At 41.1% G+C, this 17,472-nt stretch carries 19 protein-coding genes; 3 read left to right on the forward strand and 16 right to left on the reverse strand.

Annotation, left to right across the window (positions count from 1 at the left end; translation table 11 throughout):
* Positions 1-183 precede the first annotated feature (183 nt).
* From BLS16_RS16200 to BLS16_RS23755, 10 genes are all read right to left on the reverse strand, one after another.
* Entirely contained in the window at positions 184-900 is a 717-nt protein-coding gene (locus tag BLS16_RS16200) for a M48 family metallopeptidase (RefSeq protein ID WP_092334716.1), read from the reverse strand.
* Between the two features lie 6 nt (positions 901-906).
* Complete coding sequence (locus BLS16_RS16205) at positions 907-2,616, reverse strand: PAS domain S-box protein (RefSeq protein WP_092334717.1); 1,710 nt, start codon at positions 2,614-2,616, stop codon at positions 907-909.
* A 190-nt stretch (positions 2,617-2,806) separates the two neighbouring features.
* Positions 2,807-4,195, reverse strand: a complete 1,389-nt coding sequence (locus BLS16_RS16210; protein ID WP_092334718.1) for a methyl-accepting chemotaxis protein — start codon at positions 4,193-4,195, stop codon at positions 2,807-2,809.
* A gap of 226 nt (positions 4,196-4,421) precedes the next feature.
* On the reverse strand, positions 4,422-5,039 hold the full coding sequence (locus BLS16_RS16215) for an acetate uptake transporter (protein ID WP_092334719.1): 618 nt from the start codon (positions 5,037-5,039) through the stop codon (positions 4,422-4,424).
* A gap of 141 nt (positions 5,040-5,180) precedes the next feature.
* The gene (locus tag BLS16_RS16220) at positions 5,181-5,606 is read right to left on the reverse strand and encodes a hypothetical protein (protein ID WP_092334720.1); all 426 of its coding nucleotides are present in this window, start codon (positions 5,604-5,606) and stop codon (positions 5,181-5,183) included.
* A 160-nt stretch (positions 5,607-5,766) separates the two neighbouring features.
* Complete coding sequence (locus BLS16_RS16225) at positions 5,767-5,964, reverse strand: YjfB family protein (protein ID WP_176786205.1); 198 nt, start codon at positions 5,962-5,964, stop codon at positions 5,767-5,769.
* A gap of 22 nt (positions 5,965-5,986) precedes the next feature.
* The gene (locus tag BLS16_RS16230) at positions 5,987-6,229 is read right to left on the reverse strand and encodes a hypothetical protein (RefSeq protein ID WP_092334722.1); all 243 of its coding nucleotides are present in this window, start codon (positions 6,227-6,229) and stop codon (positions 5,987-5,989) included.
* Positions 6,230-6,532: 303 nt separating this feature from the next.
* Positions 6,533-8,416, reverse strand: coding sequence for a putative ABC transporter permease subunit (locus BLS16_RS16235; protein WP_092334723.1), 1,884 nt, complete (start codon positions 8,414-8,416; stop codon positions 6,533-6,535).
* Positions 8,417-8,419: 3 nt separating this feature from the next.
* Positions 8,420-9,193, reverse strand: coding sequence for an ABC transporter ATP-binding protein (locus BLS16_RS16240; RefSeq protein ID WP_092334724.1), 774 nt, complete (start codon positions 9,191-9,193; stop codon positions 8,420-8,422).
* Between the two features lie 134 nt (positions 9,194-9,327).
* Positions 9,328-9,606, reverse strand: a complete 279-nt coding sequence (locus tag BLS16_RS23755; protein WP_092334725.1) for a hypothetical protein — start codon at positions 9,604-9,606, stop codon at positions 9,328-9,330.
* Positions 9,607-9,757: 151 nt separating this feature from the next.
* Here BLS16_RS23755 and BLS16_RS16250 point away from each other — a divergent pair, with 151 nt between their 5' ends.
* The 3 genes from BLS16_RS16250 to BLS16_RS16260 all read left to right on the forward strand — a co-directional run bounded on the left by BLS16_RS16250 (position 9,758) and on the right by BLS16_RS16260 (position 11,539).
* Positions 9,758-10,384, forward strand: a complete 627-nt coding sequence (locus BLS16_RS16250; protein ID WP_092334726.1) for a DUF3793 family protein — start codon at positions 9,758-9,760, stop codon at positions 10,382-10,384.
* Between the two features lie 9 nt (positions 10,385-10,393).
* Positions 10,394-10,597, forward strand: coding sequence for a hypothetical protein (locus BLS16_RS16255; RefSeq protein ID WP_034597182.1), 204 nt, complete (start codon positions 10,394-10,396; stop codon positions 10,595-10,597).
* 396 nt (positions 10,598-10,993) lie between these two features.
* Positions 10,994-11,539 (forward strand): NADH peroxidase, encoded by a 546-nt coding sequence (locus BLS16_RS16260; protein WP_092334727.1) that lies wholly within the window; start codon positions 10,994-10,996, stop codon positions 11,537-11,539.
* 89 nt (positions 11,540-11,628) lie between these two features.
* Here BLS16_RS16260 and BLS16_RS16265 read toward each other — a convergent pair whose 3' ends face one another.
* The 6 genes from BLS16_RS16265 to aroF all read right to left on the reverse strand — a co-directional run bounded on the left by BLS16_RS16265 (position 11,629) and on the right by aroF (position 17,456).
* Positions 11,629-12,243 carry a phosphoribosylanthranilate isomerase gene (locus tag BLS16_RS16265; RefSeq protein WP_092334728.1) on the reverse strand — a complete coding sequence of 205 codons (615 nt, stop codon included), beginning with the start codon at positions 12,241-12,243 and terminating at the stop codon, positions 11,629-11,631.
* 14 nt (positions 12,244-12,257) lie between these two features.
* Entirely contained in the window at positions 12,258-13,034 is a 777-nt protein-coding gene (trpC, locus tag BLS16_RS16270; protein WP_092334729.1) for an indole-3-glycerol phosphate synthase TrpC, read from the reverse strand.
* Entirely contained in the window at positions 13,031-14,047 is a 1,017-nt protein-coding gene (gene trpD / locus BLS16_RS16275; protein ID WP_092334730.1) for an anthranilate phosphoribosyltransferase, read from the reverse strand. Before trpD ends, trpC begins: the two co-directional genes overlap by 4 nt.
* Positions 14,047-14,625 (reverse strand): anthranilate synthase component II, encoded by a 579-nt coding sequence (locus BLS16_RS16280; protein ID WP_092334731.1) that lies wholly within the window; start codon positions 14,623-14,625, stop codon positions 14,047-14,049. Before BLS16_RS16280 ends, trpD begins: the two co-directional genes overlap by 1 nt.
* Positions 14,625-16,091: an anthranilate synthase component I gene (trpE, locus tag BLS16_RS16285; RefSeq protein ID WP_092334732.1), complete on the reverse strand. Its 1,467-nt coding sequence runs from the start codon at positions 16,089-16,091 to the stop codon at positions 14,625-14,627. The genes BLS16_RS16280 and trpE overlap by 1 nt, the downstream gene beginning before the upstream one ends.
* Before the next feature lie 348 nt (positions 16,092-16,439).
* A complete protein-coding gene (gene aroF / locus BLS16_RS16290; protein WP_092334733.1) occupies positions 16,440-17,456 on the reverse strand; it encodes a 3-deoxy-7-phosphoheptulonate synthase in 1,017 nt (338 codons plus the stop codon).
* Between the last annotated feature and the right edge of the window lie 16 nt (positions 17,457-17,472).

Raw genomic sequence — 17,472 nt, forward strand, 5'->3', positions numbered from 1 at the left:
ATCGTTATAGATTCTTTTTTGATTTCCTGTTTTTTACTAAAATCAAAAAAGGTGCCTTGCACTTGGCATAAGGCACCTTTTTGTCTACGGTCTGAGGCGTAGACAACATGTCTACGCCTGAATTCTTTATCTTTTTCTTTGTGTCTTTAACATACTTTGATTAGACCAATTAATTACCTTACATTAAAGCCTTAATTTTTGTCCATTAGTCTTAAACCACAATTTCCACACAGTGTAGTCCTCCATATAATCCTCAACCCTTTGCCAGAACTGTTTAGAATGATTGAGATAAGTCAAGTGGGCTAATTCATGAATTATAATGTAATCAATTCCTTTATCTGGGGCCATGATAATTCGCCAATTCAGATTAATATTACCTTTACTTGAACAGCTTCCCCAACTTGTTTTTTGATACTTAAGCCGAAAATTCTTATAGGACACCTGCATTTGTTTGGCATATCTATCCAGCCTCTCCTTTAGAAACTTACGGGCCTGAGCTTTATACCATGAAATTAAAGCCGCCTTAATATTCAACTCAACTTCCTGTTGGGGTAAATCTTGAGGTAAATCGACGAAAAGTTGCTGTTCCTCTAAAGAGACTCTTATCATTTTCCCAGTATGCCTCTTAAGTTTTAATTCGATTCTATTCCCACGATAGGAGAAGTGCTCCCCATCAATATACTTAGCCGGTGGTTTCAGGGCGGCTTGTTTGGCCAGCCAATGTTTTAGGATCCATTCTTGCTTGGAGGCTAACAAGTCATTTAGTTGCTTAAGAGATACATTGACAGGAGCAGAAATACGAACTCGATCTTCAAGAATACTAAGTGTAATTCTTCGATAACGTGAACTCCTGCGCTCTTCATAGGGAATAGAGTAATTGTTAATAGTCAGTGTAGTCATTACCGATTACCCTCCTCTTTTAGGAGTTCTTTTAAGTAGGCTGATTGATGTGTTAATCAATCTATGCAATTTGATAGCTGCCGCAAGCGCTAACCTGGTATCAACACTCTCCAGTGATACTCCAAGAATCTCTTCAATACGTCGTTTGCGGAAAACCAATGTTTTATAGTGTATATATAATCTGTTAGCAGCATCTTTCAAGTTGTTGCTTTGCAGAATCTCTTCTAAGGTAATCAATAAATCGGAACCTTTTTCTTTGTCATAATCTATTATACAACCTATCATTTTTCGAACAAACTCTGACGAATAATCTTGTTCATAGATTAACGACAATATCTGGAATAAACCAACATCTTTATAATGAAAGACTCCGCCATCCTTGTGAATTTGACATTGGGCTGAAATAAGCGTGTTCCAGGCCTCTTTATAACTATTTTTTATACAGTCAATACCTGAATGGAAATCACTTATCCCAATTGAAATAGTCAGACCATGCTCAGCATTGCTTAAAAATGCTTTGAGTTCGGATGCTGTCATAATACTACTTTGAGTCAAATCTTTAGGAGTATTGCTATCGTTAATCAAATTACTTTCACACAACACTCCGATCTTGTCGCAATTATTCCATACCAAATAGTTAGTATTATTACTAATAAGATAAATAAGTCGATTCACCATCTGCTTAGAATGGTCATTTATTCTCTGATCCTTTTGATCTTTATCGCTATGTCCAAGAACATTGATCAAAAAACAACATAAAGAACCCCGGAAATTAATCTTCAATTTTTCAGCCATTTCAAGGGTTTTTTCAGTTAAGCTTATGTTTCCACTAAGAATATCATTAATAAAGTCACTTTTACGCTGCAGTTCATAGGTGAATTTCAACATGCGCTCAACTTCATAGCGCTCGGTTATGTCAGATACAACAACAACTGCTGTCTTCTTCCCATTTACTTGATATTGCATCGGAGCTGTACGCCCCTCGAAATAGCGTTTCACAGACCCAATATCCATTTCGCGAATCATGCTTCGATTCTCCCCAGTTTCAATTACCAGTCGGATATCTTCAAGCATTAAATCCGCTAGCTCAGCGGGAAATAGTTCGTGGAATGTACGACCCACCATTTCTAGGTTAGGCATAAGAGTATGCTTCTTATTACCAAAGACCTCAATATATCGCCCATCCTCATCAACAATTGCGCTCACATCAGGAATTGCTCGGGCAAAGTCTTTAAACTTGTTCTCGTTTTCAATAATCCGGTCTTCGGCTTCTTTATATTTAGTTATATCAGAAATTGTACCTACCGCCCGAATCGGTTCACATTGTTCATTATAAATAAATCTCCCAATTGACCTTACCCAAAGATATGAGCCATTTTTGTGCTGCAGGCGATATTCTAGATCAAATTGATCAGTCTTGCCTTCTTCACATAAGCGTATTGCTTCAGCTATTTTTTCACTGTCTTCGATGTACCAACGACTTCTCCATTCTTCTAGCTCGTCAGTTATCTCATTCTCTTCATAGCCCAAAATTGCCTTGCACCGTTTGTCTATATAATTTCTATTATTGACCAAGTCGTAATCCCAAACACCTGCTCCCGTTGCCTCAAGTACCAGCTCTAAACGCTCATTGCGATCTTTCAGTTCTTTCTGAGTCTGAGTTTTATCCGTTATGTGAGATTGATTCAAAGTATTATGCTCAATTGCCCTAGTCATATTATTACCCCTCTTAACGGCATCTACATTAAGCACTATGATTCGACATTTAATACCCAATACCTTTTAACTATAAGCAAATTCTCAAAAACAATATTGAATATTTAAATAGTCAGAACTTTTAACTTGAGAAAAAAAATAAGAATGGAGGTCAATCCATTCTCATTCATTCTACTGCTATAAAGGTAACCTATTTGCACTCGTTCTGAAGTTGATTTAACAAAGCAACAACCTCTTCGGATGCTTGAGTCATTTCAACCAGAATCTGTTCGACCTTTTCCATATTCCCTTTTTCATACTCTAGAGCAGCTTGGCGGGCAAGACTATGAACTTTTTCGTGGGGAGACTCCAGACGTTTAAGCGAGGACAAGTTGCTAAGTTTCTGGGTATCAAGACTATCTACCCATTTACCTAACCGACATTCATGATGATCACCAACCTCACTTGCCTTGATATTCTCAAACCCTAAGATCATATTATAGATTCGCCAAGTCCAAAGTAGATGATCGGTTTTGCACAGTTCCAAAGCCTGATTTGTGTCCAGTTCAGGAATTCTTTTAATCTCCTGAAGCCTTATTTTTTGCAATGATTTGCTGATATTATAAATTCCTTGACCCGTTTTCTTGGCAATCTGATTAATCTCTTCTGATGCCTTAGAAGTTCCTGTTATACTTCTGGAGGATTCTTCAATTGATGCACTTTGCTCTTCACTTCCGGCAGCAATACTATGTATATCTTGAGTTACCGCATTGAAGCTTTGAATAATACTTTGCATTGACTCTGCAGACTCCTGCATAACTGCCTTTCCGTTCTGCATAGTCTGAGAAAGGGCTTGTATTTTATTGGTAGTTTCAATAGAATTATTACTTAATGCAGAAATTTTGCGACTTATATCTGAGACGGAGCCTTTTGTATACTCTGCTAATTTGCGCACTTCATCTGCAACCACTGCAAATCCTCGTCCATGTTCAGCGGCACGTGCTGCCTCAATAGCAGCATTAAGAGCTAAAAGGTTGGTTTGATCAGCAACTCCTGAGATTACCCCAACAATTTGCTCTATCTCCTCCATTGAACTTAACACTTCTTGAACTTTCTGACTTACCAGCCCAAACTCATCAAAGGACTGTTCTACAAATTGTATAGCTTGCTCAATTTTTTCCCCACTAGAGGCAGCTGCCCTTGTAGCATGTTCAACAAATTCTGAAGAGTTCGTTGACGATTCCGCAACCTCATTGGCTGCCGCACCTAATTGTTCAGCTTGTTCGGAAAGATTTGCAAGTTGAATAGTCTGTTCATTTAATTGCATTAGCATCTCACGAATAGATGTCATACTGGTAAGGTCTTGAACCGTTTTATCGAGCTCTTCCAAGGATAGCTTAATAGCCCCTTGGCGGTCAGCCATGACTCGATTTATGATTTCTACAATAGGGTGTATTGGACTAGACGAATGGATGTCAACATTCAGCTTACTGTTAAAATCATATTCCCTTAAACTCTGATAAAACTTCTCGTAATCTTTTTCGTAATCTTGATGTTGTCCCTTACGTGATTCATTCGTCCTTTTGCGAAATAAAAACAACTCCGGCACCTCACTACCCAATTTTTATATTTATTTTCTAATGAAAAAATTACGACATGAATTCTACTATATTATAATTAATAAAGAAATTACTATCTATTATCTCAGAGAGATACATTATTCGACAATTGTTAACGTTTTCTTGTCCCTGAGGGATAAGAAAAGAACCCCAAGGCGTGCCTGGGGTTCTATATGGGCAAATAAATGAACCTAAATATCCTACTACTTATTTTTTCTGGACAGCAAATCCCCTCGGTCCAGTAGGTAAAAGTGCTCGTCCGTATAAAGGATTGAGAACGCCGGCTGCGGAGGCATACCATGCGCAGGCAGCGGTAATTAAGCCAAATATACCTCCGGGAACGCTAGATATACCTCCGGGAACGCTAGATATAATTCCGAATTCTGCTAAATCCAACAGAATAAAGGTCACTTCGAGACAGGAAAAAACTGCGACTAAAGCATTACTAATTCTAAACGTTCCTATTAACATGTAGGTATTGAAGATTGTAAAGGCTATTAAATACAGCCCGATTGCTTCATGACCAAATGAACCGAAATTCAGAACATCTAGGGTCTCAAGAAGTACCGTAGTACTTAATCCTATCCAAAATGCACCATAGGTTGTAAATGCTGTAGCACCAAAAGTATTGTTCTTTTTGAATTCCCACATTCCAGCTAAGACTTGACACATTCCTCCATAAAACAGACCTAGGGGAACAAACAAAGCCCCCATCTCACTAGGAACAAAGTGAGCATTCGACATACTAAGAATAAAGGTTGTGAGTGCAAAGGCTGCTAACCCCAGGGGCCCTGGGTCAGCTATTGAACTTTCTCTGATCTCCATTACTTCTTTAATAAGATACCCTCTCCTTCAATTAACCCTTTGAATGTTTTTTTGCCTCGCACAGTTTATCACAACATTACAGCTTCATCTACAATTCGATATTTTTTTCATTTTTCTTTTCTTTCATATTTTAAGCTAAGCTTAAACCATCGCTCTAATTCGGTAATAACTAAGTGTTAACCCAAAGGCAGAAGCAGAGATAAAATGCGATATACCTGCCAGCAAAGTCCGGTCTTTTAGATGTGGTAATTCGAATCCAATTGCTAAACCGTATAAGAAAAACCAGACCAAAACGCTAAAAACCCAGCCCTTAAACAAGAGTTTATGGTTATTAACTATTAGGTAATAAAAGAGAATGCCAATAAATCCCGAGAAAAAAACTTGCGCAATCTGAGCAAAAATTAATTCCCCTGTTCCTGACTGTAGCCTACCGAATACAACTATAGAAGCCCAATCAAACAAGCGCTCTTGATGGAATCCAATCAGATACATTGTCCAATCAATAAGATTCATGACAATTGCCCCCAGCACCCCTCCGATAAATCCTTGGTAAACTCTATCTTTCAAAATAACATCCCTCCTTGATGTGAGATATTATAGCCTGTATGCTAATTAATATTCTAGATTTACATAGAAATGGACAGGAAAAGCTTTGGGCTTCTTTCCCCAAAGCTTCTCCTGTCCATTATTCATTAGCAAGCTGTTTAGACCTTTCCTTGTGTTATTATTAAGCTTTAATATCTAAGTTTGCTCCTAAGAAAGGTTGAATAGATGTCTCCATGGCCTTAGTCATGCCACCATCCATCGCAATGATTGATTCATTCTGATTAGCAGCAACATCCATGGCCATTTTCATGACCGCCAGACTGGATTGTTCTTGGACTTTATTTTGATTAAGGATTATTGACATGGCAGCTATGTCCAAATTTGATCCCTCCTTATAACAATTAATGAGCATCAAGCCAAAAAGTTCGGCTTTGTTCATCTAAATCTAGAATTTCCTGCTGAAATTTATGGATCTTCGCGTTAACCAAATCAATTTGCTTCTTGCTAAGTTTATAATCTCTGGCAAACTCAGCGAGTTCTTTCATTTTGCGAAGTTTTGCTTCGATTTCATCCAATTTCTCGATTCGCAGTTTCGTCCATTCCAGTTTTAAAGTTAAGTAATCTTCATTGCTCAGTACAAGCACCTCGTTTTTATAAAAACACTATCTTTGGTATAAAGACTATAACCAGCACATAGATCCCTTGTTATTGGCAGGTGCTTTCTGGATTGGTTTTGAGAACATGTTTCTCTAATTATAGCTTATTTTATCTGTCTTTCAACTAGAAACAAGATTAAAGTTTATCCATTTGAGACTGTAAAGCCACCAAAAACAGTGGCTTTAATCCTTCCAGGGGCCAACTGATTAGAAGCAAAAGGCGGAACCCTGATTTAATTCCTACCAACCTAAACAGGACATTACACTGTGGGTTCAAGAACAAATTCTACTTTAGCTTATTTGTGTTTTACGCTTTTTCCAAAGCCCTTTCTTCTTACTGCCCGTGACAAGTTCAACCCGAAAACCCTTCCTGCTTTGCCGAACTGTGGCAGCCATAAACCCAAAAAACATTAACGACCACACCCCACTGGTGACGACTATCCCCAAGATTATTCGTAATGATGTCGTCCAGAGCAGCGGCCTGCTTAAAAGATAAAGAACATAGCTTACCCCGGATAAAAAACCTCCTTCAAAGGTTACCGGCGGAAGGTCTCTAAGCATTACGATTAGCTCTTCAGGTAGAAACACATAGATCAGACCTAAGGCCAACAAGAGGATAAAAAACAGGTTAATGAGATACATAAACAAGGAGGCACCCGGAGAAATACGCTGTTGTGGAGTGTCTGGATTATAGCGACAATTGTTGATGGAATAAAAGAGACCAATGGCGCTTGATCCCAGGGACAATAGCACAGCTCCAAATGCCAGGGCAAAGATCAAACTTGTCGAAACCCCTATAGCTAAGGCAGTACCAACTAACAAAGTTTCCATTAACACTAATGTTGGCAGAATAGCCGCCAATAATTTCCCCCAGACTACAGGCCAACCGGCAAGGGGAACACTATTCAACAGCCAGTCTGATTCTCCTTCTCTGCCAAAAGATTGCAAAGCCAAATTCCCACTGAACATAACTGTGTACATGATTAATACTGTTATCAAAGAAGCTTGGCTGGATTTTACCTGAGAAAAAAGAAATTGCCCAACAAAAAACAGCATGATAATTAAGGGCACTAAATAACCGAACCATTCACGTGTATCACGCTTCATGGAAAGCAAATCTTTCTTAGCCACCGCCCACATTCCAAACCAGGGAGGAGCAGTATGGCTGACTTCTTTTTCGAATAGAGAATATGAAGCAAGCTCTCGTTGAGGATGGACTTTTCCTTGCTCTGCAGAAATCCCTTTTCGACGCCGTCTGCCACCTTCGCCTTGGCTAAGGGAAATAAATCCCCGGCGAAAACCCCGTTCGACTAAATTAAAGGCTAGGAGAAAAAGAAGTACCCCGACAACCATTATTAGTAAACTCCAACCCAATCCAGCAATAAAGTCCCCGGATATCCCCGAAACTAAGGCAAGTGAACCCCACCCCCAAGGAAAGTAGTCCATAATCCCCAGCATTTGCTCCTGCCCGGCTATCCAGGCACCCAGACTCAATTCTTCCTCGCTGTTAATTAATAAATTGGGGATTTGAAAAACTATTGCTATCAAAATCCCTGCCAAAGCCCCGATAAAACCTACAGCTTCTTTGCTTCGATGGGGAGGAACAATTCTCATGATCAACAGATTAATCAGCTCTGCAATTGCCGTACCCAATGCCCAAATTCCAAGGCCCACCAAGGCGACCAGAATGTAAAATGATGCTTCCGCTTGAAAGAGCAATCCATAAAAAACCCCCGGTAAGAAAGCAAATAACAATGCCGTCAGAAAATTACTTCCAACTACAGCTAACGATTTGACGGCAAAAACAGCTTTAATTGAGACCGGTGCCATAAACAACAGCTCTAAATCCTCGGACATATAAAGGGCAGCAAAAGCAGCGGTAATTCCGAAAAAAACCTGACTTGCTAATCCACCCATAAATAACAAAGAAAGAAACCCCTTAACCGTCTGGGGAGGCATTGTTTTCAAAGCACCATAAGCAAAATAGCCTAAGGAGCTAAGCAAAGCCAGTAGTCCTAATACCAGAACAGCCAAACCCAGTAAGGCACCAATTGGCCGATGCCTCATCTTATTCCAACTAACAAGCATTTGGTTTTTAAGCAGCAAGATAAAATCTTGTCTAAAGGATTGACCCAATGGGGGATCTGCCAAAGGTGAAGGTAGAATTATTTTCATGGCTTATCCCTCCTCTAGGCTTTTAATGAGTTCAGCGTTTTCATGACCACCCGTCAGCTCCAGGAAGATATCTTCCAAGCTTTCTCCTCCATGCCCAACCTTCTGGCGAAGTTCTTCGGGGCTCCCTTGAGCAATAAGTTGACCATCCTTAAGAATCGCGACACGATGACACATTCTCTCGGCAATTTCTAAAATATGAGTAGAGACAAAAACTGCCGCCCCCTGCCTGGCCATCTCCTGTAGTACATCCTTCAACAGACGGGCGCTTGCCGGGTCAAGACCTACAGTAGGCTCATCCAGAAGAATCACTTTAGGCTGATGGATAAGCGCTGAAGCTAACACTACTTTCTGGCGCATACCATGAGAGTATCCTTCTAACAATTCATCAGCCCGGCCTTTGAGTCCAAACAACTCCAGCAGTTGGTCTGCTCTTTCTTTCATTACATTTTTAGGTACACGATAAAGTGCAGAAATAAGGTACAAGAACTCTCGTGCCGAAAGCTTACCATATAACTTAGGCTGATCTGGCACATAAGCCATCAGCGCTTTGGCTTGGGTAGGTTGCTTGCTGATTTCATAATTGCCAATATAAGCCTCTCCTTCACTGGGATCCAAGAGGCCCGTCAGCATTTTGATGGTTGTTGTTTTACCGGCACCATTCGGCCCCAGAAATCCGAATATCTCACCGCTTTTAACTTCCAGATTAAGGCCTTTAACGACAGAAACAGGGCCATACCGTTTGGTTAATTGATTCGTTTTAATTAAGACTTGTTCCATTGATAGCGCCCCTTTGAGTTATTCTAGTGTTAGTATGGTATATATTTTAGTTCAATAATCGCAAATTACTTATTATTATTTCGAGATTATCTCCCCTAATCCTCTATTTGATCCAAATTCAAGAAATAGATGGATCAAAATTGGGGCGCTCGGGCAGGGCGGCTTCGCCCACATCCTGCAAGACCAGCTAATTCGTGCGAAGACAGTGTCTTCGTGTCAATCAGCACTCCGAGGCTGGCCCACGCGCTGACCTGGGAGCTATCTTCAGCGGATAAGTATTCTTTGGAGATAGCCGCTTCAGCGAAAATGTCCACCGGACACTTTCGTGCCAAAACCTCCGGGTAATACCTGGTGTGAACCCGTGGCTCCGCTTCCCCAGGTAAGCTTGTGGGCTTTACCGCCTCTCCATGCAATGGGTTCACTCCTGTGGATCGAAGCCGCCCTGTCTATCAGGTCTAGTATTCTTAAGAGTGTCTTAGGGGCTTTCAAAGTAAAAGGAATAAATATGGCATGTCGGCAAACCCTATAGTATGGACTAGGAAATACTTTTCAAAGGAGATCGACATGCTGGAGCAGTTAGAACATGGAGTAGATATCACACATCTGGCTGACCTCATAGCCTGGGCCAACGATAGCACTTCTCAGAAAAAGCGCCTTTTTCTCATAGAAAATCTTGCCCCTCTTGTCCTGAGAATAAAACCTTCAGTACTTATGAATGTGTCCTATAATGATCAAGTGGACTGGAGTAAATTCAAGATCCTATTTACTCGTCCTAAGGCACTGCAGATTAGGGAAATTCGGAAACTTAATGGACAGCTGCAAGTAATGTTTTATCAAAAGGATCTCTTGGATTCCGTATTAAGTCAAAGAGCTATTCAACAATTCCTGCGATCTTTGAGCTATCCAACGCAATATTCATTAGACAGCTATTTGCAAGTCTTGAAGCATAGGATCTTATCCCGTAAATTCCCTCATGAAATCGGGGTTTTCTTGGGCTATCCCTTAAAAGACGTTTTAGGGTTCATGGGACTTCAACCCCTTCCTTACAAAAGAACTCAGGGCTGGCGGATCTATGGAGATGAAAGACCTTCAGATGAAGTCTATGAAAACTATCGAACAGCTCGTCGTATGATGAGAGAATTAGTCGAGCATATTGGTGATGACGGACAACAGAATGCCATAAGAAAGTGAGTGTTAAGGATGAATTACAAATGTCCATACTGCCATACTGTCCATAGCGGAATAGAGTGGGACTCAGTCACCTTAAAAGAGTTAGGGCAAGATAAAATCAACGATTTTAGTGACAATGACATTGAGTCAATCGAAATGAGTATCCCCGGCTATCACTACATATGCCCCAGTTGTGGTGCAGACACGGCAATCAGCGAGATTAAAAGCGTATAGCTCTGTTTAAACAATCCTTGTTAGACAAAAACCTTTGTTATTATCTTTAGGTAGATAAGCAAAGGTTTTTGATATTAATACGGAGATTTTATATCATGCTTTTGGCACTTTATAATGTTGCCTATGGAACTGGTAATATTTCATGGCGTCAAATATTATTATAAAGTATTCGCTTATCGATAACCCACTTAGAATTCAAACACCCAAATCTCTTATCTTTTCTTATCCAGCAAATCATCCCTTGAAGCATTAGCAAGCCCGACCAAAAAAGATTAAAAAAATTTTCAGAAAGACTCTTGACTTTTATAATAATTATAATATAATAATAAATGTAAAGAGCGCAAGCGATTAACAAACAATAAAGATAAAACATTTAAAAAGGAGAGGAAGTTAATAATGAAAAAATTTGTATGCGGTATCTGCGGTTACATCCATGAGGGAAATGAGGCTCCTGACAATTGCCCACAATGTAAGGCTCAAAAAGATAAGTTTGCTGAAAAAGTCGAAGGAGTTCTGCAATGGGCAGATGAGCATAAAGTAGGAATAGCTCAAGGGGTTGACCCGGAAGTCATCGAAGGGTTAAGAGCTAATTTCGTTGGCGAATGTACAGAAGTTGGCATGTACCTAGCTATGAGCCGTCAAGCGGATAGAGAAGGTTTTCCTGAAGTTGCTGAAGCTTACAAACGAATTGCCTGGGAAGAAGCCGAGCATGCCGCCAAATTTGCTGAACTATTAGGTGAAGTTGTGGATGCTGATACCAAGAAAAATCTTCAGGTACGAGTTGATGCAGAATATGGTGCAACTCAAGGGAAGAAAGATCTTGCTACTTTAGCTAAAAAGCTCAATTTAGATGCAATTCATGATACTGTTCATGAAATGTGTAAAGATGAAGCACGACACGGTAAGGCCTTTAAAGGATTGCTTGACCGCTATTTCAAATAATAGATAGTTTCACAAAAGCACGCCGAAATAAATCGGCGTGCTTTCTTATTATGCTTTGCCTGGTCATCCCAGCAGTTTTCCCGGTATGTTTAGGCTCTTTGCCTGATCAATGACACGATTTCTCTTATTTTGGCTTTATCCTTAAACCCAGCGTTTTCAACCCCACTGCTTATGTCTACACCAAAGGGCTCGACAGCCTTTATGGCCTGCAAAACATTAGAGCAGTTTAAGCCACCGGCCAGAAAAAATGGAGCTTTGACTCCGTCGATAATAGTCCAATCAAATGTTTCTCCCGTTCCTCCTGGGCTTTTAGCGGAATAGGTATCAAACAAGAGGTATTTGCAGTCCATTGTCTCCACAGCTTTAAGATCAGCTGGGGAACGCACTCGGACTGCTTTGATAACCGGTTTTGAGCTTTTTGCCCTAAGTTGTTCGATATAGGTCTGATTCTCCTTGCCATGAAGTTGGATCAGATCAATGATACCCTTGGAACAGATATCTAGGATATAGTCAATATTCTCATCCACAAAAACCCCCACGGTTTGGATTTCTTTATCGAGAAGATTCCTCAAACTATAGGCGCTTTGCGGTGTAATCTTACGTTTACTCTCAGCAAACACAAAGCCCACGTAGTCTGGCTTCACCTCATTAACCGCCTCTATATCACACTCTCTGGTCAGTCCGCAAATTTTAATTTTGGTCATCCCTCACTCCCCCCTTAACCCCTTAGACCCTTCATAACTTCAGCCTTATTATCACTTCTCATAAATGCTTCGCCAATCAATACAGCATTGACCTTACTTTGGCCCAGGATTTTTATATCTTCTGTTGTTTGAATCCCGCTTTCCGAGACAAGTATCACCTCTTTAGGCACCAGATGCCGAAGGGAGATTGTTGTTTGCAAATCAACTTCAAATGTCTTTAAGTTCCGATTATTAATACCGATAATTCGGGCACCGGCTTGCAAAGCTGACTTAATCTCCGCTTCAGTATGGATTTCTACCAGGGCAGAAAGGCCTAAACTATCAGCAATCTGAATATATTCCCGTAGCTTGTTCGTATTAAGTAAGGAGCAGATTAACAGAACTGCCGACGCACCAATGATTTTCGCCTCATAAATTTGGTAACTATCAATTACAAAATCTTTGCGGAGTAGAGGTATTTTCACTCGATCTTTAATTTCCGTTAAATATTTATCACTGCCCAAGAAGAATTTTGGTTCTGTCAGTACAGAAATTGCATCAGCGCCGGCTTTTTCATATTCTTCAGCTATTCCTACATAATCAAAGGACGCACTAATTATCCCCTTAGACGGGGAGGCTTTTTTCACCTCGCAAATGAAGGCAATGCCTGGATTGACTAGTCCTTTTTCAAAGGCAAATGGCTTTTCAGACTTAATAGCCAGGGCTGCTTCCCTTATCTCCGCAAATGACTTGCTTGCTCTTAATGTTTTGACTCTTTCAATGGTATAGAGGACAATTTCATCCAGTATCATAGCTTTACCTCATTGGACAGGGTAATAAATTTTTCCAGCTGTGCTTTTGCTTTTCCACTGTCGATAATCTCTGCGGCCAGCCTGACACAATCGCGGAGAGTCGTATGACTATGAAACATATACAAACAGAGAGCAGTGTTCAGTAAGACAATGTCACGCTTAGGACCCTTCTGTCCATTTAAGATATCCAGGGCAATTTGCGCGTTTTCTTCAGGATTTCCTCCCACAAGCTCTGCGGGTGAACACTTTGTAAATCCTAATTGCTCCGGGTCAAGAAAGAAGCTGTTTAACCTACCTGCAAAGACTTCACAAACAGTGGTTGTGCTGCATAGGGTAACTTCATCCAGACCGTCATGTCCATGCACCACCATTGCTCTCTTTACCCCCAGATTTAAAAGCACTCTGGCTAAAGGCTCCACTAAATTCTCGTCGTAAACCCCCAGCAGTTGAGTATTGGCACCGGCAGGGTTTGCTAAGGGGCCTAAGATATTGAAGAGAGTTCTAATGGCTAATTCCCGCCGAACCGGTGCTGCGTATTTCATGGAGGCATGGTATGTCGGAGCAAACATGAAGCATAAGCCAATCTTGCGCAGTATTTCTTCGCTCTTTTCTGCGCTGATGTCAATCTTGACACCTAAAGCTTCCAATAAATCCGCACTTCCGCATTTGCTGGAGACAGATCGTCCTCCGTGTTTAGCAACAGGTACTCCGGCAGCAGATACGATCAGAGCACTGATTGTGGAGATATTAAAAGTATTAGCTTCGTCTCCCCCGGTTCCCACAATATCCAGGACATCCATTTCCGTTTTGAGCTTTGTGCACTTTTCGCGCATGACCATGGCACTGGCTGTTATTTCCTCGATACTTTCCCCTTTCATTCTCATGGCTGTCAGAAATGATCCTATTTGGGCATTGGTTGCCTCTCCGTTCATGATTTGCTCCATGACAGCTTTTGTGGTTTCCAGATCCAAATCTTGTCCGTTAACTATTTTATAAATCGCATTTGTAATCATTATTCTCTGCCCCCTAGGCCAAGAAAGTTGGCTATAATTAGTTTCCCTTTGGGTGTCAGGATAGATTCCGGATGAAACTGGACGCCATAAACCTCATAATCCCGATGTTTGACCCCCATAATTTCACCGTTCTTATCCTCAGCGATCACTAAAAGCTCATCCGGGATACCCGATTTTTCGGCAATTAAGGAATGATATCTGGCTGCCTCTATGATCGGAGGGAGCCCTCTGAAGATCTCGTTGCCATTGGCGATATGGATTGTGCTCTTTTTGCCGTGCATAACCTTCCGGGCGTGAATTATTTTAGCTCCAAAGGCCTCACAGATCGCCTGATGACCCAAGCATACTCCCAGGATTGGGGTGGTTTCTTTTAGTTGACTAATGACTTCCTCACAGATCCCTGCGTCAGCAGGAAAACCAGGGCCGGGTGAAATAACAATATGGGTCGCTTTTAAGGCCTTTATTTCCTGAACACTAAGCTCATCATTGCGCACTACTTTTATATCTTCATTTATTTCTCCAATTAGTTGAAAGAGATTATAGGAAAAACTGTCATAGTTGTCGATTAATAAGATCATTAATCCATCACCTCCTGAGAGAGCTTCAAGGCGTTTATCACGGCCATTGCTTTATTTTCACACTCCAGACTTTCATTTTCCGGTACACTGTCTGCCACGATACCTGCTCCAGCCTGCACGTAGACTTTATCCTCCTTTTTTACAGCCATTCTGATGGCGATACAAGTGTCCATGTTGCCGGAAAAGTCGATATAGCCTATAGCGCCACCATAGATTCCCCGGCGAGTATTCTCTAGTTCGTCGATGATTTCACAGGCCCGGATTTTCGGTGCCCCGGAAAGAGTCCCGGCAGGCAGAACCGACATGATCGCATCCATGGCGTCTTTGCCCTCTCTTATCTCACTGTTCACTTCAGACGCAATGTGCATAACATGGGAGAAGCGTAAGATTTTTAGATAATTGTTCACTTTGACACTGCCAAATTTGCTGATTCGCCCTAAATCGTTTCTTCCCAAATCCACTAACATGTTGTGCTCACTGAGTTCCTTTTCATCCTCCATCAATTCCTGCTCAATCTGTTTATCTTCTTCTTCATTAGCTCCTCTGGGCCTGGTTCCGGCTAAGGGAAAAGTAGCCAATTTTCCATTTTGAAGCTTGACTAGAGTTTCCGGTGATGTCCCGGCTATCTCAATATCTTTGGTTTTAATAAAAAACATATAGGGAGAAGGATTCGTCGTTCTCAATACTCTGTAGGTGTCCATTAGGCTGCCGGTCATTTCAGCTTTAAAACGCCTGGACAATACAACTTGGAATATATCCCCATCAATGATATATTCTTTCGCTTTTCTGACCATCTCTTGATATTCACTTCGAGTAATATCAGGTTGAATTTCAGACTTTAAGAGAGGCTTATTAAGGACTTCAGTAACGTTTTGCTTAATTAATTTAATAATGTTATCGATTTCAAAGCTTGCTTTGCGATAACCTTCTTCTAAAGCATCTGTTCTAATATTAATGATGATATTGATCTTTTGTTTCAAGTGATCATAGGCGATGACCTTATCAAAAAGCATTAATTCCAGGTCATTAAAGTGATCTTCATCCCTGTTTTTAGGTTGCAGGGTCTTTTCGAAGTATTTAATATAATCATAAGCAAAATAGCCCACAAATCCCCCGGTAAAGGGTGGTAGAAAGTCAAAGCTGGGGGATTTATACTGGGCCAAGATTTCCCTGACTACTGCTGTTGGGTCTTGTCCCCTCAACTTGATAATAGTCCCATTGTCAATTTCGATATTATTATCCTTGCAAGTAACCTGGGTCACCGGGTCAAACCCTAAAAACGAGTATCTGCCCCAGACCTCACCCCCCTCAACACTTTCCAAGAGATAATAGCGGTGACTGATAGAATTGATAGCTTTTAGTAAGGCGATGGGAGTTTTGATATCGGCATATATCTCTCGGGAAACGGGGATTATTGTATACCCTGGAGCGATGATTTTTGCTTGCTCTAAGCTTGGTCTTAACATATGATTTACTCCTTTCTCTTCTAATCTTTGCTTGAATGCGTTTGACTGAATAAAAAAACTCGCCCTTGACAATCAATTGTCAAGGGCGAGCAAATTACTGACTCACGGTACCACCTTGCTTTGCCGACATTTCGTCGGCAATCTTCAAAGAATACTAACATATTCCTCACATCTTAACGCTTGTGCTGCGTCACAGGGTACTCCGGAAAAATCCGTTTCATTGCGCCCTCAGCGGTCCATTTGCTATACTGCGTTCTGCAGGTTCTCAGCTTCTCCTGCTCTCTGTAAGTGCACGAAATAACGTTATCTCCGCTTCAATGGTTTATAGCTTTATTTAAGTTTTTGAGTTTAGATACCAGCCTTTCCTTCAAAGGCTGCTCTCTTCTTTAGATCCTTCATCAGAGAGTCAAACTGTTCTAAATCTAGGGTCTGGGCACCATCACTTAAGGCTTTGGCAGGGTTATAATGGGTCTCGATCATAACACCGTCGGCCCCAACGGCAAGGGCAGCCTTAGATAAGGGGGCAACCAAACTACGAATTCCCGCCGCATGGCTGGGGTCAATAATTACCGGCAGATGTGATTTCTGTTTTAAAAGTGGAACTGCAGAAATATCCAAAGTATTTCTTGTCATAGTTTCAAAGGTGCGTACTCCTCTTTCACATAATATGATCTGTGAGTTTCCTTCAGACATAATATATTCTGCACTCATTAAAAATTCCTCAATGGTATTGCATAAGCCTCTTTTCAGCAAAACCGGCTTTTTTGACCGTCCGACTTCCTTGAGCAGATCAAAATTTTGCATATTGCGCGCACCAATCTGAATGACGTCTACTTCCTCAAACAAGGGCAATTGTGTCTGATTCATGATCTCTGTAACAATAGGCAATCCGGTTTCTTGCTTAGCAGTCAGCAGAAACTTAATACCTGTTTCTTGTAGTCCCTGGAAGGCATAAGGGGAGGTTCGAGGTTTAAAGGCACCTCCCCTTAATAATGTCGCCCCACTTTCCTTGACGGATTTGGCAATTTGGACGATCTGTTCCTCACTCTCAACTGAACAGGGACCGGATATAACTTGAAAGAATCTCTCTCCGAAGGTTATATTGCCTACTTTAACTAGGGTATCTTCCGGATGGACGGTACGATTTACTGCCTTATAGGGCTCAGTCACTCGCTTGCCGTATTCCACAATTTCGTTAGTTTGAACAATAAAATCCAGATCTATTTTGGCGGTGTTGCCAATCAGACATACGACAGTATGCTCCGTTCCTGTGCTTATAAAGGTGGAATATCCCTCTGCTTCAATCTTTTCAACGAACAGGTTTATCTGCTCTGGCGAAACATTCTGCTTTAGTACAAAGACCATCCAATATCACCTCTTG

This window comes from Desulfosporosinus hippei DSM 8344, from assembly GCF_900100785.1.
Taxonomy (GTDB): Bacteria; Bacillota; Desulfitobacteriia; order Desulfitobacteriales; family Desulfitobacteriaceae; genus Desulfosporosinus; species Desulfosporosinus hippei.